We start from the raw sequence: 23,444 nt of genomic DNA on the forward strand, positions 1-23,444 counted from the left end.
CCTCCACGATCGCGATGTCGGCGTTGTCCAGGTTGTCCTGGACCCAGTCGGCGTCGACCAGGACGTCGCTGCGGCTCATGCTCTTTCTCCTCCGGGGCGGGTGCGGCGGTGCGTGCGGGTGGGTGCGCGTGGGCGCGCACGGGTGCCCTCGGCGAGGGAGGGCGAGGGGATGCGGAGGCAGCAGCGGCCTCCACCGTCAGAAGGGGCGACAGAGCATGGCGGCGACGCGGCACAGGTCGACTGCCCGCCGCTTCGTGAGATCCGCCTGACGCTTCATGGGCTCGATCGTAGGGACGGATGACCGGGCATGTCACCGGCATGTCGCATGATGAGACGCGATCGTCCGGATTGCGGGACGGTTGCGGGGTCCGAGGCATGACCGGGCCGCGGCCGTCGTACCGCGCCCGTCGCCGTATCTACGGTACGGACGTCACCGTCTCGACAGATGGACGACGGCGTCGACCGCCGAACGGGTGACGGCTACCCGGCCAGCCGGACGTTCGAACCCTTCACACCGATCTCCACGCCGTCCGCCGCCGCCTCCACCTTGTCCAGCCGGATGCCACCGGGGAGCTGGTCGATCGCCTGCTGGAAGTCGGAGGCCTGCCGGAGCCGGCTCTCGACCAGGCCGACCCCCGCGAGCTTGGGCAGGTTGTCGGCGTGCACCTGCACGGCGTTGTCCTTGACGGCGACCGAGCTGACGACGGTCACCTTCTGGTGGGCGTCCACACCGGGGACGGTGATGTCGACGGTGACCTTGATCTTGCCGTTGCCGCCGTCGGAGAGACCGACGACCTTGCCGGTGAAGCCGAGACCGAGGTCGGCGGGCTGCGTGTCCACGTTCTTCAGCAGCTCGTCGTAGGAGATGAGCGCGCTGCCGGTGGCGGTCCGGGCGGTGGCCGAGCTGTAGTCACCGGTGAAGGTGACGCCCTTCATGTCGGCCTTCAGGTCCTCGACACGGATCGTCTTGCCCGCGGTGCCGGTGGTGGCGTCGTAGTCCTTGATGCCGACCCGCACGTCGTCCAGCGTGCCGCCGGCCACCTGGGTGAGGAACGGGAAGCCCTCGATGGAGACGTCCGGCGTGCTCGCGAGGTTCTCCGACGTCTTCAGCTTCCCGGCGGCCTCACCCTCGGCGAAGTGCACGGCGACACGGTCGACGACCACGAAGAGCACGCCGAGTACGACGACGACGATCAAGAAGATACGCAGGGCTCGCATGGTGGTGGGGTCCCCCGGGTCGGCGTTGGGTAACGGCGGGTTCACGCTAACCCCGCGCGGGACGGCGACCGGGAAATTGTCGAACACCTGTGACAAGAGCCGGTCGCACGGCCGGGTGCTACCTCCCCAGGATCCACACCGCCGGCGCCGCCGCGGCCAGTGGCAGCGCCACACCCGCGGTGAAGTGGACGAACCTCGACGGGTAGTCGTAGCTCGCCGCGCGGTGCCCGGCCAGCGCGCACACCGCGGCACCGGCCCCGATCAGCGCGCCCCTGGTGTCCATCCCGGTCATGCCGCCGACCGCGATGCCCGCACCGGTTGCGGCCAGCACCGACACGGCCACCGACGCGACCGTCGGCAGCGGCAGCGCCCGGGCCACGACCGCCACCGCGACCGCCGCCGCGCCCACCGAGGCCGCGTCCGGTTCCGCGCCCAGGAAGCCCGTCGCGATGATCGTCAGCGCGGAGGAGGCGACCGTGGCCATCAGTCCGTACATACGGGTGTCGGGGTCCGCGTGCGAGCGGAGCTGGAGGACCAGGGAGAGCAGGACCCACACGCCCAGCGGTCCGAGGATCGCCGCCGGAGCCTGGTCACGGCCCGCCACCAGGACCGCGGCGTCCGCCGCCAGCCCGCCGAGGAAGGCCAGGGCGATGCCCTGCCGGGCCGGCCACATGCCGTTCAGCCGGAACCAGCCCGCGGCCGTCACCGCCTGGAGGATCACCAGGGGGACCACCAGGGCGTACGAGGAGACCGGGGCGGCCACCGCCAGCAGCACGCCCAGTACGCCGGTCAGCAGGGCGGGCTGCATCCCCGGCTCGATGATCGGCGAACGGCCCTCCAGGCGGGCCCGCTGCGCGTCGGTGACGCGGGCGTTGCCGGCCAGCGTCGCGGGACCGTAGCCGGCGCCGGCCTCGGCGGACGGGCCCGGCGTGGGCGCCGCCTGCTGGGCCTGCTGCGTGAAGGCGGGCTGCTGCGGCTGCTGGGCCGGGGCGTACGGCTGCTGGGGCGGCATGTACGCCGTCTCCGCCGCCGGCGGCTGCGCCGCCTGCACCGGTGCGTGCGTCTGCGTCTCCCAGGTCTGTCCCTGCCACTGCTGCGTGGCGTACTGCTGCTCCTCGTAGCCCCACTGGGGCTGCGCCGGCTGCTGCTGGTACGGGTCGTAGCCCTCGTACGGCGGCTGGTTGGTCATGGGTCTCGCTCATCCTCCTGCGAACGGCGGGAGCACCTCGACCGTGCCGCCCTCGGCCAGCCGTACCGTCGCATGCTCGCGAGTCCCCACGGGGTCACCGTCGATGAGGAAGGAGCAGCGCCTCAGGACGCGCGCGAGCTCACCGGGGTGTCGCGCGCGCACCGCGTCCAGCGCCTCGGCGAGGGTGTCCGCGTCGTGCGGCTCCTCGGCGATGCCGGCCGCGGCCTTCGCGGCGGCCCAGTAGCGCACCGTGACCTTGGGCATCAGCTTCCTCGACAGACTCGGTGGGAACCGGTGGGAACATTCAGTCGGCTGTGTAGCAGTCTTGCAGGCTCAGGCTAGCCCGCCCGGGAAGCGGCCCAGTCGCCGATCCTGGCCAGCAGCCGGTCGCCCGCCGCGTGTTCGGCGTGCCCCATGCCCGGCTCCAGCCACAGCTCGGCCGCGCCACCTGCGGCGTCCGCCAGCATGCGGGGGTGGTCGAGGGGGAAATAGCCGTCGCTGTCGCCGTGCACGATCAGCAGCGGGGTGGGAGCGATCCTCGGCACCGCCTCCACCGGGGACAGCGGCACCGGGTCCCAGTCGCGGTGGTGGATACGGGTGCGGAAGCCGTAACGGCCGACCAGCCGGCCCGCCGGACGGGTGACCAGCCAGTGGACGCGGCGCATGGGCGCGGTGCCCCGGTAGTACCAGCGGGCGGGCGACGAGACGGAGACCACGGCGTCCACCCCGGCGTTCAGCGCCGCGTGCCGCAGCACCACCGAGCCGCCCATCGAGAACCCGACGGTCACCACCCGGGCGGCTCCGAGGCCGCGCGCCCAGCGCACCGCCGCCGCCAGGTCGAGGACCTCCCGGTCGCCGACGGTGGTGTGGCCGCCGGAGCGGCCGTGGCCCCGGAAGGAGAAGCTGACGACCGGGGCGTAATCCGTCAGGGCGGCCACCACCCGTCGTACGTGTGGCCGGTCCACGTCGCCGGTGAAACCGTGGGCCAGGACGAACACCAGGTCACGGGAGGGTGGCCGGGAGCCGTCGTATACGACGGAGGCTGGATCGTATACGGAATCGATGGAAATCCCGTCGTCCGTGCGCAGGAACGTCCGGATAGGAGTGCTTCTGCTCGTCTCACAGTTCGGACGAATGCCGGAACGTGCCACATGACCTGCCGGACCGTTGTTCATGTGGGCTATTCTGCTGTGCAGAGGACTCGGGCAGCGCCGCCACCGGGTCCTTTTGTGCTTTCGGAAGCTCTGTATACGAAGCGGGAAACTCCAGGTGACCCCGGTTGTACGGAGGCTCGGGAGCGCAGCGCAGTGTCATTGCACACAGTCCTCGCAGGGACCGAGGAGGAACCAGTCGTATGAGTTCTCTGCTGCTCCTGACCAACGCCCTCCAGCCGTCGACCGAGGTGCTGCCCGCGCTCGGGCTGCTCCTGCACAACGTGCGGGTCGCTCCGGCCGAGGGCCCCGCTCTCGTCGACACCCCGGGCGCCGACGTCATCCTCATCGACGGCCGCCGCGACCTGCCCCAGGTGCGCAGCCTCTGCCAGCTGCTGCGGTCCACCGGCCCCGGCTGCCCGCTGATCCTGGTCGTCACCGAGGGCGGCCTCGCCGCCGTCACCGCCGACTGGGGCATCGACGACGTCCTGCTCGACACCGCCGGCCCGGCCGAGGTCGAGGCACGGCTCCGCCTCGCCATGGGCCGCCAGCAGATCGTCAACGACGACTCCCCCATGGAGATCCGCAACGGCGACCTCTCCGTGGACGAGGCGACGTACAGCGCCAAACTCAAGGGACGGGTCCTCGACCTCACCTTCAAGGAGTTCGAGCTCCTCAAATACCTGGCCCAGCACCCCGGCCGGGTGTTCACTCGCGCACAGCTGCTCCAGGAGGTCTGGGGGTACGACTACTTCGGCGGCACCCGTACCGTCGACGTCCACGTACGACGGCTGCGCGCCAAGCTCGGCGTGGAGCACGAGTCCTTGATCGGGACCGTCCGGAACGTCGGTTATCGTTTCGTTACCCCGGAGAAGGGGGACCGGGGCGACCGGGCCGGCGACGGGGCCAGGGCGCGGGCGGAGGTGCCAAAGCCGGAGGATGCGGACGCTTCGGCGGCCCCGGACGCGACCGAGGTACCGGCCGAGGCGTAGCGAGGCTCCGGGGGCGGCATGGCCGTCACCCGGACGGGGCATTGCTGCCGCAAGCGAAGCTGCGATACGCCCTGCCCAGGGCGGGTCCATCCGCGTAGACTCCGCGCGTGCCCAAGGTGACTCGGGATGATGTGGCGCGGCTGGCGGGTACTTCGACCGCCGTTGTCAGTTATGTCATCAACAACGGACCCCGGCCGGTCGCACCGGCCACGCGCGAGCGCGTCCTCGCCGCGATCAAGGAGCTGGGGTACCGGCCCGACCGGGTCGCCCAGGCGATGGCGTCGCGGCGCACGGACCTGATAGGGCTGATCATCCCGGACGCCCGGCAGCCCTTCTTCGGCGAGATGGCGCACGCGGTGGAACAGGCCGCCTCCGAACGCGGGAAAATGGTCCTGGTCGGCAACACCGACTACGTCGGCGAGCGTGAGGTCCACTACCTGCGGGCGTTCCTGGGGATGCGGGTCTCGGGCCTCATCCTGGTCTCGCACGCCCTGAACGACCTGGCCGCCGCCGAGATCGACGCCTGGGACGCCCGGGTGGTGCTGCTGCACGAGCGGCCCGAGGCGATCGACGACGTGGCGGTGGTGACGGACGACCTGGGCGGCGCCCAGCTCGCCGTGCGGCACCTGCTGGAGCACGGCTACGACTACGTGGCCTGTATGGGCGGCACCGCCGACACCCCGGCCGTCGGCGACCCGGTCTCCGACCACGTCGAGGGCTGGAAGCGGGCCATGGCGGAGGCGGGCCTGACCACGGAGGGCCGGCTGTTCGAGGCTCCGTACAACCGGTACGACGCGTACCGGGTGGCCCTGGAGGTGCTGGCCGGCCCCGAACGGCCGCCGGCGATCTTCTGCTCCACCGACGACCAGGCGATCGGCGTGCTGCGGGCGGCCCGCGAACTGCGCATCGAGGTGCCGGGAGAGCTGGCGGTGGCCGGGTTCGACGACATCAAGGAAGCGGGGCTGGCGGATCCGCCGCTGACAACGATCGCATCGGACCGCCCGGCGATGGCCCGGGCGGCGGTGGACCTGGTCCTGGACGACGGACTGCGGGTGGCGGGGTCGCGCCGGGAACGGCTGAAGACGTTCCCCTCACGGCTGGTGGTGCGGGGGTCCTGCGGCTGCGGGTAGCTCTTCGGCGGGTGCGGGTGGTCCGGTGCGGGTGGTCCGTCGGCCGCGGGTGCGTCGTGGTTGCTCGCGCAGTTCCCCGCGCCCCTGCAGGGGCGCGGGGAACTGCGCGAAAGGCCCCCACCGGGCCGCACCCCGCCGCGAAGCCTTCATGAACGGCGTCTGAGAGACCGGCCCGACCTGCGCGAAGGTTCCTTATATCGGGCAAACGCGGTTCTCGCGGCGTTCTCAGCGGGCCCTCAGCCGACTCTCATGGTCGCGGGACAAGCTAAATGTCATGACCGAGAGCCTCCGCCGCAGCGGCGAGTACGAGAACCCGCAGGGTCCCCAGGGTGACGCCTACCAGGGCGCGTACCCCCAGCAGCAGTACGCCTCCGCTCCCGTGAACCCGGAATGGCCGCCGCCGCCGGCCCACCAGCCGACTCCGCACACGGCCCCGGAACCGCACTCGGTCCACGCGAAGCAGAAGCGCACCGGGGGCCCGATAGCCCTGCTCGCCGCGGTCGCGATCGTCGCGGCGGCCGTGGGCGGCGGCACCGCCTACGCCTTCCAGGAGCTGACCGGCAAGAGCGACGCGGTCTCCTCCAGCACCACCACCAGCGTGGTGCCCTCCAGCAAGAAGGGCGACGTCGCCACGATCGCCGCCGCCGTCAGCCCGAGCGTCGTGGAGATCACCGCCACCCTCGACAACGGCACCTCCACCGGCTCCGGCGTCGTCATCAGCCGCAACGGCGAGATCGTCACCAACAACCACGTGATCTCCGGCGCCCAGAGCATCAAGGCGACGACCAGCACCGGCAAGACCTACACCGCCGAGGTCGTCGGCACCGACAGCGCCAAGGACCTCGCCCTCGTCAAGCTCCAGGGCGCCTCCGGCCTCAAGGCCGCCGCCCTCGGCAACTCCAACGGCGTCCAGGTCGGTGACACGGTCGTCGCGATCGGCTCCCCCGAGGGCCTCAGCGGCACCGTCACCAGCGGCATCGTCTCCGCGCTCGACCGGGACGTGACCGTCGCCACCGACGAGGGCCAGGACCAGCAGAGCCAGGGCGGCGACGGCCAGTGGCCGTTCTCCTTCGGCGGCCGCCAGTTCAACGGGGACACGGGCTCGTCCACGACGACCTACAAGGCGATCCAGACCGACGCCTCGCTGAACCCCGGCAACTCCGGCGGCGCGCTGATCGACGCCGGCGGCAACATCATCGGCATCAACTCGGCAATGTACTCGGCCAGTTCGAGCTCCTCGTCGTCCTCCTCGGACGCGGGCAGCGTCGGCCTCGGCTTCGCCATCCCGATCAACACCGTCAAGTCCGACCTCGCCAAGCTGCGAGCGGGCTCCACCAGCTGAAGAACGGCACCACGAGCACACAACGATCACACCGAACGCAAGGGAGAACGTCATGATCGAGCAGGTTATGCACCACACGAGCGGTGACAGCCCGGCCGGCTTCGACCTCGCCCTGGAGGTGGCGTACGACCTCAGCGCGCCGACCAGGGCGGCGATGACCCCGGCACCGGCCCCGCGTACCCCGGAGATCGTGCCGGCCCCCGAGCTGATGGGGCTGCGCGTGACCGCGGACCGCCCGCACCAGCGCAAGGTGCCGCTCAGCCGCATGACCCTGGTGTGCGTGTAGGGGCACGTACCACCCCACCGGCGTGCATACCAGACAGCCCGGAAACATGCGAGGCTGTGACGCGCCACCCCACCCCCGAACTCCACACCCCGAGGAATCGCGAGCGATGAGCCCCGCAGAAGGCGACCGTGACCCCCAGCGCATCCTGATCGTCGACGACGAGCCGGCCGTGCGCGAGGCCCTCCAGCGCAGCCTCGCCTTCGAGGGATACGAGACCGAGGTCGCCGTCGACGGGGCGGACGCGCTGGAGAAGGCCACGGCCTACAAGCCGGACCTGATCGTCCTCGACATCCAGATGCCGCGGATGGACGGCATGACAGCGGCCCGCCGGATCCGCGGGGCGGGTGACACCACCCCGATCCTGATGCTGACGGCCCGCGACACGGTGGGCGACCGCGTGACCGGGCTCGACGCCGGGGCGGACGACTACCTGGTCAAGCCCTTCGAACTCGACGAACTCTTCGCCCGCATCCGTGCCCTCCTGCGCCGCATCTCCTACGCGGGCACCCTCGCCGAAGGCGGCCAGGAGGACGACGCGCTCACCTTCGCCGACCTGCGCATGGACCTGGCGACACGCGAGGTCACCCGGGCCGGCCGGCAGGTGGAGCTGACCCGCACGGAGTTCACGCTCCTGGAGATGTTCATGGCCCACCCGCGCCAGGTCCTCACCCGCGAGCAGATCCTCAAGGCCGTGTGGGGCTTCGACTTCGAGCCCTCCTCCAACTCCCTGGACGTCTACGTCATGTACCTCCGCCGCAAGACCGAGGCCGGCAGCGAGCCCCGCCTCGTGCACACCGTGCGCGGTGTCGGGTACGTCCTGCGCCAGGGCGGCGCCGAGTGACCGGCCTCACCCGCCGCCTGCGCACCCTCCCGATCCGGGCCCGCCTGTCCATGCTGGTCGCGGCGGCCGTCGCGTTCGCGGTGGCGGCGGTGTCGGTGACGTGCTGGTTCATCGTGCAGGGGAAGCTCTACGAACAGCTGGACAACGACCTGGGCAAGGGGCTGCTGCACGGGCCACCTCAGTACCCGGCGGGACAGCTGCGCAACACGCTCCTGGCCTGTACGGACACAGTGCCCGAGGACGAAGGCTTCCGGAGGAACTACGGCCAGCTGGTCACGGAGGACGGCAAGATCTGTCTGTTCGGGGACTCGACCGGCAAGATCAAGGTCACCCGGGCCGACGAGGAAGTCATCAAGGCCGGGAACCTCCGTCAGCTCAACTTCCGTAACGGCACGGACGGAGACGGCAACGAGCTGCGCGTGATGACCCTGTCCCTGGCCACTCAGACCGACACCCTTCAGCGGGGCCCCAACGTCGGACTCGTCGTCGCCGTCCCCCTGCAGAACACCCAGAAGACCCTCAACGACCTCGCCCTGATCCTGCTCCTCGTCTCCGGCATCGGAGTCGTGGGGGCCGGTGCCGCCGGGCTCGCGGTCGCGCGGGCCGGGCTGCGGCCCGTGGACGAGCTGACCGACGCCGTGGAACACGTCGCCCGGACCGAGGACCTGAGCATCCGCATCCCGGTGGAGGAGGACGCGGACGACGAGATCGCGCGGCTGTCCCGGTCGTTCAACTCGATGACGACCTCGCTCGCGAGCTCCCGGGAACTCCAGCAGCAGCTCATCGCCGACGCCGGTCACGAACTCCGCACCCCCCTCACCTCCCTCCGCACGAACATAGAACTCCTCACCCGCAGCGAGGAGACGGGCCGCCCGATCCCCGCGGCGGACCGCAAGGCACTGCTGGCCTCGGTGAAGGCGCAGATGACGGAGCTGGCGTCGCTGATCGGCGACCTCCAGGAGCTGTCCCGGTCGGAGGGCCAGCGCGGCGAACGCGTACAGGTGGTGGCCCTTCAGGACACCGTCGAGGCCGCCCTGGTCCGTGCCCGCCTGCGCGGTCCGGAGCTGAAGATCACGGCCGACGTCAAGCCGTGGTTCGTCCGCGCCGAGCCCTCCGCCCTGGAACGGGCGATCGTCAACATCCTCGACAACGCGGTGAAGTTCAGCCCCGAGGGCGGCACCGTCGACGTCGCCCTGGACCAGGGTGTCCTCACCGTCCGCGACCACGGCCCCGGTATCCCGGAGGACGAACTCCCGCACGTCTTCGACCGCTTCTGGCGCTCCCCGAGCGCCCGCGCGCTGCCCGGCTCCGGCCTCGGCCTCTCCATCGTGGCCCGCACGGTCCAGCAGGCCGGCGGCGACGTCACCCTGTCCCGCGCGAGCGGCGGCGGCACGGTGGCGACCGTACGGCTGCCGGGCGCGCCCACGGCTCCCCCGGAGATCTCGTAGCCGTCTCCTGACCTGCCCGAAGACCCCGCGACGAGGCGGCCTATCCTCTCCCCCAGTCGCGCACCCGTCCGGTGCGCGCGGGGAGGGGTTCGGGCGTGGACGAGGGCGGATTCGAGCGGGAGTACCGGAAGCGGCGGAGGCCACCCGGCGCGTATCTGCTGCTGCTCGGGGTGGTGCTGCTCAACGCGCTCTTCCAGGCCGGCCGGCCCGACGGCGGGGGCGGGTTCCGGTGGGGGCCGCCGGTCATGATCCTGCTGTTCGTCGTGACCCTGACGCGGGTCCTGCTGGAGCAGTACCGGGCGTACACGAGGGTCACCAGTGCCGGGATCACCGCGCGGAGCCCGCTGCGGACCCGTACCTGGGCCTGGTCCGAGGTGTACGACATCCGGGTCGAGCCGCTCCCGCGCGGCTCCGGCCGGAACGGCCCCCGGTGGTTCACCTACCTGTACGACTTCGACGGCCGCCGCTTCCTGCTCCCGCACCTCGACGACTGGCAGCTGGCCGACCCCTACGCCGAGGTCTCGGAGCTGTGCCTGACCGCGGACCCGCAGCGCAGCCTCGGCTGGGAGCAGCGCCCGGACGTCGAGGAGCGGATCCGGCGCGGGGCCCTGCGGCGCAGGGCACGGCTGTGGGGCGGGTACGGAGCCGTCGCCATGATGGTGGTGATGTTCGTGGTCAGCCTGGCGCTGGTGTTCGCGGACCGGGCGGACCATCCCTTCCTGCTGATCGTGTGCGTGCCGGTGGCCTCGGGCGTCGCGCTGAGCGCCGTACTCCAGTGGTACTGGACCACCCGGGCCGCCAACTGACCGCACAGTCAGTGGTCTTATCCTCTCCTCAGCCGCGCACCAGTTCGGTGCGGGTCTGAGGAGGGGGGCCTCGATGGGGGAGGCGACGGGCGTGGAGCGCGTGTACCGGAGACGGCGCAGACTGCCGCGGCGGTACTTCCTGGTGCTGGCCGCGATTGTGGGCGGATCGTACCTACGGATCTACACGGATGACACCGGGCTGCGTGTCTGGGGCTCGCTCCTGTTCGGGCTGCTGTTCCTGATCATCCTCGTGATGGTCCCGCTGAACCAGTACCGGGCACACACCCGGATCACGGCCCAGGGCGTCACCGCGCAGTGGGCCCTGCGCGCACGGACCTGGGCGTGGCGGGAGGTGTACGGCATCCGGGTCGAGCGGGTCCCGGGCGGCACCTCCGGGGTGACGTACCCGGACTGGGTCGTCTACCTGTACGACTTCGACGGACGCCGGTTCCCGCTGCCGCAGCTCAACAACTGGCAGCTGGACGACCCGTACGCCGAGATCACCGACATCTGCCTGACCGCCGTTCCGTACCGCGGCTTCGACTGGGAGCTGCGCCCGGCGGTCGAGGAGCAGATCGTGCGGCGGATCGCGCGGCGCAAGACGTGGTCGATGGCGGTCGGGCTGGCGATCGCGGTGGTGATCACGGCGGTCGTCGCCGTCCTGGTCTCCCACTGAACCACCGGTGCGCCGCTACCACCTGAGGATCATCGTCTCGTCCGGCACCGGTGCCGGTGCGATCGTCTCCGGGAGGGGACGGGCCAGGGCGGCGTAGGCGCCGCCCCGGGCGAGGAGTTCGGCGTGCGTGCCCGCCTCCACGAGGCGGCCGCCGTCGACGACCAGGACGCGGTCGGCGTCCGGGGCGAGGGCGAGGTCGTGCGTGATCATGATCGTCGTACGGCCCGCCATCAGCCTGCGCAGCGGGGCTGTCACCTGGCGGGCCGCGATCGCGTCCAGGCCGGCCGTCGGCTCGTCCAGGACGAGGACCGGGGCGGCTCGCAGCATCGCGCGGGCGATGGCGATCCGTTGGAGCTGGCCGCCGGAGAGGGCGGCCGTGCCGGGGGCGATACGGGTGTCGTAGCCCTCGGGGAGGGCCGCGACGAACTCGTGGGCCGCGGCGGCACGGGCCGCCTGCTCGATCTCCTCGTCCGTCGCGCCGGGACGGCCGCACCCGATGTTCTCGCGGACCGTGCCGTTGAGGATCAGGGTCTGCTGCGGGAGCAGGGCCACGTTCTCGCGGAGGAAGTCCAGGGGCACGTCCGGAAGCGGAACGCCGTCCAGGCGGATCACGCCGGCCGAGGGGTCGTAGAAGCGGGTGAGGAGCTTGGCGAGGGTGGACTTGCCGGCGCCGCTGCGGCCGGTGACCAGGACCAGTTCGCCGGGTCCGGCCGCGAGGTCGATGTCGCGGAGGGAGTCGCGGCGGGCCCCCGGGTAGCGGAAGCAGACGCCGTCGAGGACGATCCGGCCGCGCACCGGCCAGGGGCCGACCGGACGGACGGGGTCGGTGACCGCGGGCTCGGCGTCGAGGATCTCGCCGATGCGTTCCGCGCCCGCGGTGGCCGCGGTGAGGGTGAGGCCGAGCCCGCCGAGGGTGCGGACGGGCGGGTAGAGGTAGCCGAGGAAGGCCGCGAAGGCGAGCAGCTGGCCGAGGGTCATGCGGCCGGCGGAGATCTCCCAGACGCCCAGGCCGATCACGGCGAGCACGCAGAGCGTCTCGACGACCTCGACGGACTGCGCGTACATCTCGCCGAGCCGGGCGCCGCGCACGCTCGCCCGCATCCAGGCCCTGGCCTCGGTGTCGAGGCGCTTCTCCTCGTCCCGGCGGCGGTTGTAGGCCTGGGTGAGGACGATGTTGCCGAGGGACTCCTCGACCACGGAGGTGATCGCGCCGTCGGCGACCCGCTCGTCCTGGGCGGCCGTCCTGATCCGGCCGGAGAAACGGCGGGCGGCGAGCAGGAACAGGGGCGCGAGGACGAAGGTGGCCAGCGCCAGGTCCCAGCGCAGCCAGCAGGCGGCGACCGCGTAGAAGACGGCGGAGAACGCGGCGGCGACGGTGCCGACGACACCGGAGACGACCATCTGCTCGATCGCCTCGACGTCGCCGGTCAGGCGCTCCACCAGGTCGCCCCGGCGGTGGCTCTGGAAGAAGTGCGGGGGCAGGTCCTGGAGGTGCCGGAAGACCTTGGCGCGCAGCCGCAGGACGAATCTCTCGGCGGTCCAGGCGGCCAGCGAGTTGCCGAGGTAGCCGACGGACGCGCCCACCGCGGCGACCAGCAGCCAGGCACCGGCCGGTCCCCAGAAGGCGGTGAGCGAACCGGTCGCCAGGGCGTTGTCGGTGAGGTCGGCGAAGAGCAGGATCGCGGCGGTCTCGGCGAGCGCGGCCACCACCACGCAGGCGATGACCGCGACGAGCCACCTTCGGTCGCCGCGGGTCAGCGGCCAGAAGCGGCGGACGGCCACCCGGGCTTCTCTCATGGTCGACGACTCCCTTCCGTCATCCGTCCGGGCCCGGACAGGGCCGAGGCGGGGTCACCGGCACGACCGTGCTCAACCGGTGACCCCGCCTCGACGCAGGCCTGTGAATTGCTTTGAATTACGCCTGTGAATTCTTTGTCAGCGATTATCGCCGACGGGGCGACGCTTCGGCTCCGGCCTCTTCGGCGCGGGCTTCTTCGGGGCCGGAGCGGGCTTGTGGTGCTTCTTGACCGGGGCGATCTTATGGAAACTCATGCCGTTCTCCTTCGTTCTGTCGTCTGCGCCGTTCGCTTTCGACATGGAAAACATTACGTGCCGAACGGACCGAAGAAAGCCATTTTCACTGAGACCTCGATGAATTGCGACTGAGATGAATTTTCAGAAGCAATGCGGAACCAAACGCCGTCTCACACAGGTTTTACAGAGCGGAACGGAAAACGGGCCCGGTGCACGCGGGATGCGCACACCGGGCCCGTACGAAGGCCGGGGGGGTTACCGCACGACCGTGATCCGGTCCGCGGCCGGCGGCGCGAGCGGCGCCGTGGCCGAGGAGTTGGCCGTCAGGTACCGCGCCAGGGCGGACAGGTCGTCGGTGCCGACCACGTCGCCGGTGCCCTGCCCGAGGGTGGTGAAGCCGTCGCCGCCGCCCGCGAGGAAGGAGTTGGTGGCGACGCGGTAGGTGGCCGCCGGGTCGACGGGCCGGCCGTCCAGCCTCACCGAGTCGGCGACGACGCGGTCCGCGCCCGTCCTCGTCAGGTCCAGGGTGTAGGTCAGCCCCGCGGAGGGCAGCAGGATCTTCGGCGCGGCCGCGTTGGCACCGCTCACCTGCTCCTTGAGCACCTGGACGAGCTGCGCCCCGGTGAAGTCCTGGAGGTTGACGGTGTTGGCGAACGGCTGGACCGTGAAGCCCTCCGCGTAGGTCACCACCCCGTCGCCCTCGCTCCCCGTGGCCGCGTACGTCAGCCCGGCCCGCACCCCGCCCGGGTTCATGAGCGCCAGGTCGGTCTCCGGGTCCAGCTCCTTGCCGTAGGCCAGTTGCGCGTCGGCGATCAGGTCGCCCATCGGGGACTCGGTACCGGTGCTGTTGACGTCGGCCGAGATGTAGCCGATGGCGCGGTTGCCGATCGGGGCGGCGAGGGCGTTCCACTTCCCGATCAGCGCGGTCAGGTCGGGCGCCTTGGCGACGTCCCGGCTGACCACGCGGTTGGCCGACTTCACGGCCGTACGCGCGATGTCCCCGGTACGGCGGTCGTAGGTCAGCGTAGTGTCGGTGTACAGACGCCCGAAGGAGGCGGCGGAGGTGACCATGCGCGGGTTGCCGGCCGGGTCGTCGACCGTGCACACGTACGCGGTGTGGGTGTGGCCGGTGACCAGCGCGTCCACGGCCGGCGTCACGTTCTTGGCGATGTCGACGATCGGGCCGGAGATGCCGCTGCCGGCACCCGACGCGTCACAGTCGTAGTTGTAGTTGGCCGAGGCCGGGAAGCCGCCCTCGTGCACCAGCGCCACGATCGACTGGACGCCCTGGCGCTGGAGCACCTTGGCGTACTTGTTGATCGTCTCGACCTCGTCCTTGAAGGCCAGCCCCTTGACGCCGTCGGCGGAGACGATGCCCGGCGTGCCCTCCAGAGTGACGCCGATGAAGCCGATCCTGACGTCCTTCTTCTTCCAGACCCAGTACGGCTTCAGGATCGGCCGGTGCGTCTTCTCGTCGAGGACGTTGGCTGCCAGGTAGGGGAAGTCGGCGCCCTTGAACCTCTTGTCCGTGTAGCAGCCGTCGGTGGGGTGGCAGCCGCCGTTCTGCAGCCGCGCGAGTTCCCTGGCGCCCTCGTCGAACTCGTGGTTGCCGACCGTCGTCACGTCCAGGTCGAGCTTGTCGAGCGCCTCGATGGTGGGCTCGTCGTGGAAGAGCCCCGAGATCAGCGGGGAGGCGCCGACCATGTCACCGCCGGCGGCCGTGATCGAGTACGGGTTGCCCTTGCGGGCCTGCCGCAGGTGCGTGGCGAGGTACTCCACGCCGCCGGCGTCGATCGTCTTCGTCGTCCCGTCGGCCTGGGTCTCCGTCACCCGGCCCGACGAACCCGACGGCGGTTCGAGGTTGCCGTGCAGGTCGTTGAAGGAGAGCAGCTGTACGTCCTGATAGCGGCCGGGGCCGTGGTGCCCGTGCCCCTTGCCGGAGTGCGCGTCGGCGGGCAGAGCGCCCGCCAGCGCCGCGACGACGGCCAGCCCGGCGGCCGACGCGAGCAGCGCGTACGTCCGCCTTCCGGACGGTCTGGACTTCGCTTGCATGAAACCCCCTGCGGTTCTGCCGAGAAGTGGCCCGGTCCGGCGCAGCCTAGGGTCAACGCGCGTAGCACAACAGGGGGTTCATGGTTACATCTTGGTTGCCGGTTGCCCTGCCCTTTACCTTCCCGCGGTGCCCCCACTTTGCCGGTCGGGACCCGTACCCTCGTACGCATGACCAGCGACGACACCGCACGGCCGCCCCTGCACTCCCGCTCCATCGACACCTACGCCGAGCTCGCTCCGGACCAGGCCGAGGCCGTGCTGGAGCTGCTCGCGGAGGCGGCCGGCTCCGACGGCCAGCAGCCGGTGTCCGAGCAGGGCCGGATCCAGCTCCGCGGCGGCGCCCGCGAGGGCGTCTCCCACCTCCTGCTGACCGCGGGCGGTGAACTCGTCGGCTACGCCCAGCTGGAGGACACCGACCCGGTGGAGGCACCGGCCGCCGAACTCGTCGTCCACCCCGCCCACCGGGGCCACGGTCACGGCCGCGCGCTCGGCTCCGCCCTCCTCGCGGCCTCCGGCAAACGGCTGCGCGTCTGGGCGCACGGCGGCCACTCGGCGGCCCGCCACCTCGCCCAGGTGCTCGGCCTCAGCCTGTTCCGCGAACTGCGCCAGATGCGCCGCCCGTTGACCGACCTGGACCTGCCCGACCCGAAGCTCCCCGAGGGCGTGACGGTCCGCGCCTTCGTGCCCGGCCAGGACGACACGGCCTGGCTGGCCCTGAACGCGGCCGCCTTCGCGCACCACCCCGAACAGGGCTCGCTCACCCAGCGCGACCTGGACGACCGCACGGCCCAGCCCTGGTTCGACCCGGCCGGCTTCTTCCTGGCGGAGCGGGACGGCGAGCTGCTCGGCTTCCACTGGACCAAGGTCCACGACCAGGAGCGCCTCGGCGAGGTCTACGTCCTCGGCGTCTCCCCCGCCGCCCAGGGCGGCGGCCTCGGCAAGTCCCTCACCACCATCGGCCTGCGCCACCTGGCCGGCCGGGGCCTGCCGACGGCGATGCTCTACGTCGACGCCGACAACACGGCGGCGGTGGCGGTGTACGAACGCCTCGGCTTCACGACCCACGAGACGGACCTGATGTACCGCACGGAGACGTGAGGACCGTCGGCCGTGGCGGCGGCCCCTCCGCCACGGCGCCGCCGCCACGGCGCCGCCGTCAGCCGTTCCCGCAGTCTTCCGGTCCCTGGGGGACCCTCACGCCCAGCAGGCGGGCCGCCTCCGCCGCGGTCGTCCGTGACGAGGTCAGCTCGGCCCAGTGGGCCTTCACCCGGGCCGCGATCGTGTCGTGCGGAGCGCGGAACAGTTCCCGTACCACTTCGGTCGTCTGGGCCGAGACGCCCATGCTGCCGCCGTCCGGGGTGAGGACCGCGGCCGGGCCGGTGAGGCTGTCGTCGATGCGGAGCCGGCGGAAGGTGGCCTCCGGGGTGGGGTCGGTGGCGAGGGCCAGCCACATCGTCGTGACCCCGCGGGCGTCGCACATGTCGAGGGTGGCCCTCTCGTCGTGCGCCACCAGGACCCGGGCGACACCGACGGCGAACTCGGGGACCCGGTTGCCGCCCCACTGGGTGCCGACCGTGACCGTGCTCCGGGCCGAACCGGTCGTCATGGCGCCGTCGGTGGTCAGGTCGGTGATCTCCTGGATGTGCTGGCGGACGGTGAGACGCGCCGTGGCCGCCGCGCCGCCGGCCTCGGCCCGCACCCGGCGCTCCACTCCCGCCCAGTCGGCCGTCCAGCCGGCCCAGTCCGGGTAGGCGCAGTACCGGGACATCCCGCGCGCCACGCAGGTCTGGTACTTCGCCGGGTGGTCCGCCTCCGCCTTGCGGGTGGCCTGGAACGCGGCGGACGGGCCCGGGGTCTGGCCGTTCACGCCGAGGACCGTCGCGGCCAGGGCCACGGCCGTCACCCCCTGGAGCAGCCGCGTCCGGCCGCCCGCGACCATCACCGCGACGCCCGCCGCCAGCACCGTCAGTCCCGCGAGGTACAGCGCGTGCCAGCCCGCGGGGCGGCCGAGCAGCTCGCCCGGGACCGGGGTGGCGCCGGTCTCCTCCACCGCCGGCCAGAGCCACTGCACGCCGTGCACGCCGCCGGTGACACCCCCGGCGAGGGTGAGGACGGCCACCAGCGCGATCACGAACAGCACCGGGGCGGCCGCGTACGGCAGCAGTCGGGCCAGCAGCGCTCCGACCGCCCCGCAGAGCAGGACCGTCAGCGGTGCGACGGCGAGTTCGGCGAGCGAACCGTGGCCCGCCGCGCCCGGCCGCAGCGCCGCCCGGCCGAACTGGACGCCCACCAGCAGGGCCACACCTACCGCGAACGGCACCACCGACAGGACGTGCGCCAGCGTGCGCCGCGCCGGCGACACGACCACCACCGAGAGCTGCTCCTCCAGCCCGCGCCGCCGGTTCAGCACGGCGGCCCGGTGCACGCACGCCAGCAGGGCGACGCAGAGCAGCATCGGACCGCCCTGGGTGGCCCGGTCGACGTCGTGCAGGACCGGGTAGTCGTCCATGCCCTCGTCCCGGCCGAGCAACTGGTATCCGACGTAGACGAGATAGACCAGGCCGAACAGCACCACCGGTATCTGCAGGGCCAGTTGACGGGCCTCGAAGGACGCGAGGACCAGCACCGACGCGGCGCGGCGGCCGGCCTCGCGCTCCCCGGGCACCGGCGGTTTCACCAGGGTCGTCGTCATGCCGCCACCTCCGTGGTCTCGTCGTCGAGGACCAGCAGGTAGCCGTCCTCCAGGGTCGGTTCGAGCAGGTCGGCGCCGGCCGGCGGGTCGCCCACGTTGCGGTAGGCGCCGTTGCCGGTGCGCCACGCCGCCCGGGCGCCGGCGGCCCGCTCCGCGCTGCTCCACACCCGGCCCGCAGCACGCTCCGCCAGCTCGGCGGGGCTGCCGTCGAAGCGGACCCGGCCACCGGCCAGCACGATCACGTGGTGGCAGAGCATCGCCACGTCCTCGGTCTGGTGGGTGGAGAGCAGCACCGTGCGGTCCTCCCCCGCCTCCGCGACCAACTCCCTGAACCGCATCCGCTGTTCGGGGTCGAGATGGACGGTCGCCTCGTCCAGGACCAGGAGGCCGGGGTCGCCGACGAGGGCCGCGGCCAGCGCGACCCGCTGGCGCATCCCGCCGGACAGCCGCCTGATGCGCACGGAGCGCGCGTCGGCGAGCCCGACCCGGTCCAGGACCCTCCGTACCTCGCGATGCCGTTCGGCGCGGCCGGTCAGCTCCTTGAGGACGGCCACGTAGTCGACAAACTCGAAGGCCGTGAAGTCCGGGTGGAATCCGGGGGTCTGCGGAAGGTAGCCGAGGGTGCGGCGCACGGCCAGCCGGCCGGCCGGAGTCGACGGGTCCTGACCGCGGACGGTGAAGCCGCCGCTGTCGGGCGGTACCACCGTGGCCAGGACCTTCAGCAGGGTCGTCTTCCCGGCGCCGTTCGGGCCCAGCAGGCCCGTCACGCCGTCCGTCAGACGCAGCGAGACGCCGTCCAGGGCCCGCGTGCCGCCGTAGCGCACGGTGAGGCCTGCGGCGGAGACAGTGGTGTTCACGAGGTACTCCAGCGATCAGGATCAGCAGGTCGAAGAGCGGGAGCTCGAAGGGCGGGAGCTCGAAGGGCGGGAGGTCGTAGGACGGGAGCTCGAAGGGGCGGCCGGGTGCCGGGTCAGCCGGGCCTGACGTCGAAGCGCTCTCGCGCCTGGTGCAGGAGGAAGATCGCCAGCGCGGCCAGGACGGCGGCCACCGACTGTCCCGCCGCCGTGAACACGACCGGCATGTCCGCCGGATGCCGCGCGGCCAGCGCCATCAGCAGCGTCCAGGCACCGCCGACCAGGCCGGGGCCGAGCAGCGGGCCCAGCCGCGCGGAGAGCGCCAGGCCGGCCGCGGTGAGCGCGAGCGCGGGCAGCAGCCAGGCGAAGGCGAGCAGGCCGAACCCGGGCAGGGCCAGCGCGGCGAGGCAGTCGAGGCCGAGCGAGGCGGCCAGCGCGGCCACCGTCCTGATCATCAGCAGCCGGAAGCCGTGCGTCGGGGTGACCGCCGCGATCTCGTGCATCGGATCGAGGGCCGGTCCGTACGACAGCGCCACCGCGGCCAGCGGAAGGAGCGGCGCCAGCGCCAGGAACAGGGCCGGGGCGTCCACCACGCGCACCACGGTGACGGTCGCCGCCAGCACGAACGCGACCGACGCCAGCCAGGAGCGGCGCAGCACCGGGGTCGCGGTGAGCAGCCGCGCGGTGTGCTCGCCGACGCCCAGCCGGGTCAGCAGCCGTTCGCCCGGTCCCGGCCGCGGCGCGTCCAGTTCGGCGTCCAGCCGGTCCCAGCCGGCGTCCAGCGCGACCGGGTCGCACACCGCGGCGAGCACCGCACGGCACTCGGCGCAGGCGCCGACGTGGGTGTCGGCCGACCACAGCAGCGGCGGCGCCAGTTCGCCGCGCGCGTAGGCCCGCAGGTCCTCCTCGGACACGTGCCAGGTCATGCCAACTCCTCCCGCAGCCGCTTGCGGGCCCGCATCGCCCGTGTCTTGACCGTGCCCGGCGGGATGCCGAGCAGGACCGCCGCCTCCCGGGTGGTGAGCCCGTCGATCACCGTCGCCTGGAGTACCGCCCGCAACTCCGGCGAGAGCCGGACCAGGGCCCCGGCGAGGTCCCCGTGCTCCACCCCCGCGAGCACGCGTTCCTCCGCCGAGGCCTCGTCCCGGTGCCGCAGCCGTGCCAGCGCCTGCCGCAGCCGGCCCCGGGCCCCGTCGCCGCGCACCGCGTCCACCAGCCGCCGCGACCCGATCCGCCAGAGCCACCCGGCGGCGTCGCCGTCCTCGTGGTAGCGGGCCGTGCCGCGCCACACCGCGAGGAACGTCTCCTGCACGACGTCGTCGACGAGCGCCGGGTCGGCGCACCGGCCGCGCAGGCGCACGGTCAGCCACGGCGCGTACCGCCGGTACAGCTCCTCGAAGGCGCGCCGGTCGGAGTCCGCGGCGATCGCCCGCAGCAGCTCCCCGTCGCTTCTCGTTCCGCTCACGTCCCCTCATCGCACGAGCCCGGCCGATCGGTTCACGAAGATCCGCCTTGACTTTCCGAGCCGTCTTCCACCACCCTTTCACTACTCAATTAGTGAAAGGGTGGTTGTACGGGTGGTCGAGTACCGCATCGACCGGCGCTCCGGCGTCGCCACCTACGTCCAGATCGTCCAGCAGACCAAACAGGCGCTCCGCCTCGGCCACCTCCGGCCGGGCGACAGGCTGCCGACCGCACGCGAGGTGGTCGAGGCCACCGCCATCAACCCCAACACCGTCCTGAAGGCATACCGGGAGCTGGAACGGGAGGGGCTGGTCGAGGCCCGGCGAGGCCTCGGCACGTTCGTCAAACGGGCCCTGGGAACCGCCACGGCCGAGTCCCCGCTGCACGGGGAGCTGGCCGACTGGGCGGTCCGGGCCCGGGAGTCCGGCCTGGACCGGGACGACGTGGCCGCGCTCTTCACCGCCGTACTCGAGAAGCACTTCACCCCGGTGGAGCGGGACTTCGCCGTGCCCGAGAAGCACTTCCAAGGAGAGAGTTCATGACCGACACCGCGATAGCGGCCACCGCGCTCGGCAAGCGGTTCGGCCGCCGCGGGGGCTGGGCGCTGCGCGACTGCGGCTTCCGGCTGCCGACCGGCCGCGTGTGCGCCGTCGTAGGCCCCAACGGGGCGGGCAAGTCCACCCTGCTGGCGCTCGCCGCCGGCCTGCTGGGCCCCACCGAGGGCGAGCTGACCGTCCTCGGCACCACCCCGGGCCGGGCGCGCGACCGGATCGGTTACGTCGCCCAGGACAAGCCGCTGTACCCGCAGCTCACCGTCGCCGAGACGCTCCGGATGGGCGCCGGCCTCAACCCGGAGCGCTGGGACGCGGCCGCCGCCGAACACGTGGTGGCCGCCGGCGGCCTGGACCCGAAGTCCCGGGTCCGCGCCCTCTCCGGCGGCCAGCGCACCCGGGTCGCGCTCGCCCTCGCGCTCGGCAAGCGGCCGGAACTGCTGATCCTGGACGAGCCGATGGCCGACCTGGACCCGCTGGCCCGGCACGAACTGATGGGCCTGCTGATGGTGGAGGCGGCCCGGCACGGCACCACCATCGCGATGTCCTCGCACGTGGTCGCCGAGCTGGAGGACTCCTGCGACCACCTGCTGCTGATCGGCGGCGGCCGGGTCCGGCTGGCGGGCGAGATCGACGACCTGCTCGCCGCCCACACCCGGGTCTCCGCGCCCGCGGACACCGACCTCGCCCCGCACACCGTCGTGGACTCCCGCACCACCGGCCGGCAGCTCAGCGCCCTGGTCCGCCCCGCGGGCCCGCTGCCCGCCGACTGGCACACCGGCAGCCCCTCCCTGGAGGAGCTGGTCCTCGCCCATCTCCGCAACCCCGAGGCCCCGGCCCTGACCGCGGTGGAGGCCACCGTATGACCACCCTGACCGCATCCGCGCCCGCGCCGGCCGCCCGGGCCCACCTCGCCCGCTGGGTGGTGCACCTGCACCGCTCCGCGCTGTACGTCTGGACGGGTCTGGTCCTGGCCCTCACCGTCCTGCTCCTCCTGCTGCACGGCCCGCTGACCGACGCGGCGGCCGACGCCTGGCGCCACTACGACGCCTGCACCCCCGAGCACCAGTGCCGGTACGACCAGAACGCGATCCTGCGCTACAAGGACTGGTACAACTACGCCACCCTGGCCGTGGCCGCGATCCCCCTCCTGGCGGCCGCCTGGGCCGGCGGCGCGTTCGGCAAGGAGCTGGAGTCCGGCACCGCCAGGCTGGCCTGGACCCAGTCCAGTACACCCGTGCGCTGGCTGGCCGTCCGGCTCGCGGTGCCCGCCGCGGCCGTCGCCGCCGGGACCGCGCTGCTGGTGTGGCTGCACCACCTGGCCTGGGCCGCGGGCCACGAGCGCGTCGACACCGCCAAGGAGTGGTACGACGTCTGGACCTTCCACACCAACGGGCCGACCCTCGTCGCCCTGGTCCTCTGCGGCCTGGCCGCCGGCGCCCTGACCGGCCTGCTGTCCCGCCGCACCCTGCCCGGCCTCGGCCTCGGCCTGCTCCTCACCGGCGCGCTCTGGGCCGTGGTCCAGGTGCTCATGCCCCGCCTGTGGCCCTCGGGGACCCGCACCGGACAGGCCGTGTTCGACCTCCCCCACACCACCTGGACCTGGCGGTCGAGCACGCTCGCCGGCGACGTCCCCCGCGGCGACTACCACCCCGCCTCGCACTACTGGCCGCTGCAGCTGACCACCAGCGCCCTGCTGCTCGCCGTGGCGGCCCTGCTGACCCTGGGCTGCTTCCTGGCGCTGCGCCGCCTGACCGGAAAGACCGCCTCCTGATGCCCGCCGTGTCCACCACCGCCCCCGCCGCCACCCCCGCGTCCGCGCAGCGCTCGCTGCGCCGGCTGCACCGCCCGGCCCTGCTCGTGTGGTCCGCCTTCGCGCTGCTCGTCACCGGCTGGCTGCTGTGGCTGCACCTCTCCGAGGTACCCGCCGAGCGGGCCTGCCAGGGCTTCCACCACTCCGCCGACGGCGACCTCCCCGGCTGCGACTACTCGGCGCTCACCGACGCCGGCAACCTCTTCAACTTCCTCGGCGAGGTCCTCGGCTACGCCCCCGTCGCCGTGGCCGCCTGGGCGGGCGGCGCGCTGACCGGCCGGGAACTGGAGTCCGGCACCGCCAAGCTGGCCTGGACCCAGTCCCTCTCCCCGGCCCGCTGGCTGACCGGGAAGCTGACCGCGGCCGCCCTGCCGCTCCTGGCCGGGGGCGGCCTGCTGGCACTGGTCTTCGGCTGGGCGTGGACCTCGGACCAGGACGCACTGGTCACCGACTGGACCTGGGACCGGGTCTTCATCCCGCGCGGCCCGCTGCTGCCCGCCCTGCTGCTGCTCGGCCTCGCCGTCGGCGCGCTCGCCGGGATCGCCCTGCGCCGCACCCTGCCGGCGCTGGCCGCGGCCGCCGCCGTGACGCTGGCGGTCAGGCTGTACCTGCGCACGGCCTGGCAGCCGCTGCACGGCCCCCTGCACGGTTTCTGGCCGGTTCACCTGGCGGCCACCGCCATGGTGCTCGTCCTGACCGCGGCGGCCCTCATCGGCTCGTTCTCCCTCTTGCGCCGCCGGACCCGCTGAGGGACCGTCTGACCCGTGTGTCCCTCCGCCGGCGGAAGGGCGCACGGGAGCCGTGGGAAGCTCGTACCCGATCGTCGCTTTCGTGATCCCGAAGGACGTCACGGCCCGATCTTCGACGTCCGTGAGCCCCTCGCAGCTATCCCATACGCCATGTCC

Annotated in this window: 24 protein-coding genes; 13 read left to right on the forward strand and 11 right to left on the reverse strand. The window is 72.5% G+C overall.

Features of this window, described 5'->3' with window-relative positions; genetic code table 11:
* Positions 1-196: 196 nt before the first annotated feature.
* The 5 genes from ACFY3I_RS42165 to ACFY3I_RS42185 form a co-directional block, all read right to left on the reverse strand.
* The gene (locus ACFY3I_RS42165) at positions 197-277 is read right to left on the reverse strand and encodes an Ms5788A family Cys-rich leader peptide (RefSeq protein WP_350751515.1); all 81 of its coding nucleotides are present in this window, start codon (positions 275-277) and stop codon (positions 197-199) included.
* Between the two features lie 203 nt (positions 278-480).
* A complete protein-coding gene (locus ACFY3I_RS42170) occupies positions 481-1,218 on the reverse strand; it encodes a DUF2993 domain-containing protein (RefSeq protein WP_390866268.1) in 738 nt (245 codons plus the stop codon).
* Between the two features lie 118 nt (positions 1,219-1,336).
* A complete protein-coding gene (locus ACFY3I_RS42175; RefSeq protein ID WP_390866269.1) occupies positions 1,337-2,407 on the reverse strand; it encodes a hypothetical protein in 1,071 nt (356 codons plus the stop codon).
* A 9-nt stretch (positions 2,408-2,416) separates the two neighbouring features.
* The gene (locus ACFY3I_RS42180) at positions 2,417-2,671 is read right to left on the reverse strand and encodes a MoaD/ThiS family protein (protein ID WP_365289839.1); all 255 of its coding nucleotides are present in this window, start codon (positions 2,669-2,671) and stop codon (positions 2,417-2,419) included.
* Between the two features lie 74 nt (positions 2,672-2,745).
* Positions 2,746-3,582 (reverse strand): alpha/beta hydrolase, encoded by an 837-nt coding sequence (locus ACFY3I_RS42185; protein ID WP_390866270.1) that lies wholly within the window; start codon positions 3,580-3,582, stop codon positions 2,746-2,748.
* Positions 3,583-3,761: 179 nt separating this feature from the next.
* Between ACFY3I_RS42185 and ACFY3I_RS42190 the strand changes: the two genes are divergently transcribed.
* The 8 genes from ACFY3I_RS42190 to ACFY3I_RS42225 all read left to right on the forward strand — a co-directional run bounded on the left by ACFY3I_RS42190 (position 3,762) and on the right by ACFY3I_RS42225 (position 11,079).
* Entirely contained in the window at positions 3,762-4,550 is a 789-nt protein-coding gene (locus ACFY3I_RS42190; protein WP_390866271.1) for a response regulator transcription factor, read from the forward strand.
* Between the two features lie 107 nt (positions 4,551-4,657).
* Positions 4,658-5,680 carry a LacI family DNA-binding transcriptional regulator gene (locus ACFY3I_RS42195; protein WP_365289844.1) on the forward strand — a complete coding sequence of 341 codons (1,023 nt, stop codon included), beginning with the start codon at positions 4,658-4,660 and terminating at the stop codon, positions 5,678-5,680.
* A 274-nt stretch (positions 5,681-5,954) separates the two neighbouring features.
* Entirely contained in the window at positions 5,955-7,022 is a 1,068-nt protein-coding gene (locus ACFY3I_RS42200; RefSeq protein ID WP_390866272.1) for a S1C family serine protease, read from the forward strand.
* A 52-nt stretch (positions 7,023-7,074) separates the two neighbouring features.
* Positions 7,075-7,308, forward strand: coding sequence for a hypothetical protein (locus ACFY3I_RS42205; protein WP_390866273.1), 234 nt, complete (start codon positions 7,075-7,077; stop codon positions 7,306-7,308).
* Positions 7,309-7,414: 106 nt separating this feature from the next.
* Positions 7,415-8,149: a response regulator transcription factor gene (locus ACFY3I_RS42210; RefSeq protein WP_390866274.1), complete on the forward strand. Its 735-nt coding sequence runs from the start codon at positions 7,415-7,417 to the stop codon at positions 8,147-8,149.
* A complete protein-coding gene (locus tag ACFY3I_RS42215; protein WP_390866275.1) occupies positions 8,146-9,597 on the forward strand; it encodes a sensor histidine kinase in 1,452 nt (483 codons plus the stop codon). Before ACFY3I_RS42210 ends, ACFY3I_RS42215 begins: the two co-directional genes overlap by 4 nt.
* 95 nt (positions 9,598-9,692) lie before the next feature.
* On the forward strand, positions 9,693-10,403 hold the full coding sequence (locus tag ACFY3I_RS42220) for a PH domain-containing protein (protein WP_390866276.1): 711 nt from the start codon (positions 9,693-9,695) through the stop codon (positions 10,401-10,403).
* Positions 10,404-10,476: 73 nt separating this feature from the next.
* Positions 10,477-11,079, forward strand: coding sequence for a PH domain-containing protein (locus ACFY3I_RS42225; RefSeq protein WP_390866277.1), 603 nt, complete (start codon positions 10,477-10,479; stop codon positions 11,077-11,079).
* A gap of 15 nt (positions 11,080-11,094) precedes the next feature.
* Here the strand turns inward: ACFY3I_RS42225 and ACFY3I_RS42230 are convergent, their stop codons facing one another.
* Together ACFY3I_RS42230 and ACFY3I_RS42235 are read right to left on the reverse strand one after the other, a co-directional pair.
* The gene (locus tag ACFY3I_RS42230) at positions 11,095-12,876 is read right to left on the reverse strand and encodes an ABC transporter ATP-binding protein (RefSeq protein ID WP_390866278.1); all 1,782 of its coding nucleotides are present in this window, start codon (positions 12,874-12,876) and stop codon (positions 11,095-11,097) included.
* A 492-nt stretch (positions 12,877-13,368) separates the two neighbouring features.
* Complete coding sequence (locus ACFY3I_RS42235; protein WP_390866279.1) at positions 13,369-15,165, reverse strand: bifunctional metallophosphatase/5'-nucleotidase; 1,797 nt, start codon at positions 15,163-15,165, stop codon at positions 13,369-13,371.
* Positions 15,166-15,333: 168 nt separating this feature from the next.
* Between ACFY3I_RS42235 and mshD the strand changes: the two genes are divergently transcribed.
* On the forward strand, positions 15,334-16,263 hold the full coding sequence (gene mshD, locus ACFY3I_RS42240; protein WP_390866280.1) for a mycothiol synthase: 930 nt from the start codon (positions 15,334-15,336) through the stop codon (positions 16,261-16,263).
* 58 nt (positions 16,264-16,321) lie between these two features.
* Here the strand turns inward: mshD and ACFY3I_RS42245 are convergent, their stop codons facing one another.
* The 4 genes from ACFY3I_RS42245 to ACFY3I_RS42260 all read right to left on the reverse strand — a co-directional run bounded on the left by ACFY3I_RS42245 (position 16,322) and on the right by ACFY3I_RS42260 (position 20,176).
* Positions 16,322-17,857, reverse strand: coding sequence for an ABC transporter permease (locus ACFY3I_RS42245; protein WP_390866281.1), 1,536 nt, complete (start codon positions 17,855-17,857; stop codon positions 16,322-16,324).
* On the reverse strand, positions 17,854-18,714 hold the full coding sequence (locus ACFY3I_RS42250; RefSeq protein WP_365289865.1) for an ABC transporter ATP-binding protein: 861 nt from the start codon (positions 18,712-18,714) through the stop codon (positions 17,854-17,856). Before ACFY3I_RS42250 ends, ACFY3I_RS42245 begins: the two co-directional genes overlap by 4 nt.
* Positions 18,715-18,827: 113 nt before the next feature.
* Positions 18,828-19,637: a zf-HC2 domain-containing protein gene (locus ACFY3I_RS42255; protein WP_365289867.1), complete on the reverse strand. Its 810-nt coding sequence runs from the start codon at positions 19,635-19,637 to the stop codon at positions 18,828-18,830.
* Positions 19,634-20,176: an RNA polymerase sigma factor gene (locus ACFY3I_RS42260; protein WP_365289868.1), complete on the reverse strand. Its 543-nt coding sequence runs from the start codon at positions 20,174-20,176 to the stop codon at positions 19,634-19,636. Before ACFY3I_RS42260 ends, ACFY3I_RS42255 begins: the two co-directional genes overlap by 4 nt.
* Before the next feature lie 112 nt (positions 20,177-20,288).
* Here ACFY3I_RS42260 and ACFY3I_RS42265 point away from each other — a divergent pair, with 112 nt between their 5' ends.
* From ACFY3I_RS42265 to ACFY3I_RS42280, 4 genes are read left to right on the forward strand one after another with little or no spacing between them, the layout of a single operon-like run.
* Entirely contained in the window at positions 20,289-20,717 is a 429-nt protein-coding gene (locus tag ACFY3I_RS42265) for a GntR family transcriptional regulator (RefSeq protein ID WP_390866282.1), read from the forward strand.
* Entirely contained in the window at positions 20,714-21,592 is an 879-nt protein-coding gene (locus ACFY3I_RS42270) for an ABC transporter ATP-binding protein (protein ID WP_390866283.1), read from the forward strand. Before ACFY3I_RS42265 ends, ACFY3I_RS42270 begins: the two co-directional genes overlap by 4 nt.
* Positions 21,589-22,500, forward strand: a complete 912-nt coding sequence (locus tag ACFY3I_RS42275) for an ABC transporter permease (protein ID WP_390866284.1) — start codon at positions 21,589-21,591, stop codon at positions 22,498-22,500. Before ACFY3I_RS42270 ends, ACFY3I_RS42275 begins: the two co-directional genes overlap by 4 nt.
* 8 nt (positions 22,501-22,508) lie before the next feature.
* Positions 22,509-23,288: a hypothetical protein gene (locus ACFY3I_RS42280; protein WP_390866285.1), complete on the forward strand. Its 780-nt coding sequence runs from the start codon at positions 22,509-22,511 to the stop codon at positions 23,286-23,288.
* The last annotated feature ends 156 nt before the right edge of the window (positions 23,289-23,444 follow it).

The organism is Streptomyces sp. NPDC001068 (assembly GCF_042897315.1).
Classification (GTDB): domain Bacteria; phylum Actinomycetota; class Actinomycetes; order Streptomycetales; family Streptomycetaceae; genus Streptomyces.

Excerpts from the sequence above, each read along its gene's own strand:
- ACFY3I_RS42200 (WP_390866272.1), top strand. The coding sequence starts at position 5,955 with ATGACCGAGAGCCTCCGCCGCAGCGGCGAGTACGAGAACCCGCAGGGT.
- ACFY3I_RS42205 (WP_390866273.1), top strand. The coding sequence starts at position 7,075 with ATGATCGAGCAGGTTATGCACCACACGAGCGGTGACAGCCCGGCCGGC.
- ACFY3I_RS42275 (WP_390866284.1), top strand. The coding sequence starts at position 21,589 with ATGACCACCCTGACCGCATCCGCGCCCGCGCCGGCCGCCCGGGCCCAC.
- ACFY3I_RS42170 (WP_390866268.1), bottom strand. The coding sequence starts at position 1,218 with ATGCGAGCCCTGCGTATCTTCTTGATCGTCGTCGTCGTACTCGGCGTG.
- ACFY3I_RS42185 (WP_390866270.1), bottom strand. The coding sequence starts at position 3,582 with ATGAACAACGGTCCGGCAGGTCATGTGGCACGTTCCGGCATTCGTCCG.
- ACFY3I_RS42180 (WP_365289839.1), bottom strand. The coding sequence starts at position 2,671 with ATGCCCAAGGTCACGGTGCGCTACTGGGCCGCCGCGAAGGCCGCGGCC.
- ACFY3I_RS42165 (WP_350751515.1), bottom strand. The coding sequence starts at position 277 with ATGAAGCGTCAGGCGGATCTCACGAAGCGGCGGGCAGTCGACCTGTGC.
- ACFY3I_RS42255 (WP_365289867.1), bottom strand. The coding sequence starts at position 19,637 with ATGACCTGGCACGTGTCCGAGGAGGACCTGCGGGCCTACGCGCGCGGC.
- ACFY3I_RS42235 (WP_390866279.1), bottom strand. The coding sequence starts at position 15,165 with ATGCAAGCGAAGTCCAGACCGTCCGGAAGGCGGACGTACGCGCTGCTC.
- mshD (WP_390866280.1), top strand. The coding sequence starts at position 15,334 with ATGACCAGCGACGACACCGCACGGCCGCCCCTGCACTCCCGCTCCATC.
- ACFY3I_RS42230 (WP_390866278.1), bottom strand. The coding sequence starts at position 12,876 with ATGAGAGAAGCCCGGGTGGCCGTCCGCCGCTTCTGGCCGCTGACCCGC.
- ACFY3I_RS42210 (WP_390866274.1), top strand. The coding sequence starts at position 7,415 with ATGAGCCCCGCAGAAGGCGACCGTGACCCCCAGCGCATCCTGATCGTC.
- ACFY3I_RS42225 (WP_390866277.1), top strand. The coding sequence starts at position 10,477 with ATGGGGGAGGCGACGGGCGTGGAGCGCGTGTACCGGAGACGGCGCAGA.
- ACFY3I_RS42175 (WP_390866269.1), bottom strand. The coding sequence starts at position 2,407 with ATGACCAACCAGCCGCCGTACGAGGGCTACGACCCGTACCAGCAGCAG.
- ACFY3I_RS42270 (WP_390866283.1), top strand. The coding sequence starts at position 20,714 with ATGACCGACACCGCGATAGCGGCCACCGCGCTCGGCAAGCGGTTCGGC.
- ACFY3I_RS42190 (WP_390866271.1), top strand. The coding sequence starts at position 3,762 with ATGAGTTCTCTGCTGCTCCTGACCAACGCCCTCCAGCCGTCGACCGAG.
- ACFY3I_RS42245 (WP_390866281.1), bottom strand. The coding sequence starts at position 17,857 with ATGACGACGACCCTGGTGAAACCGCCGGTGCCCGGGGAGCGCGAGGCC.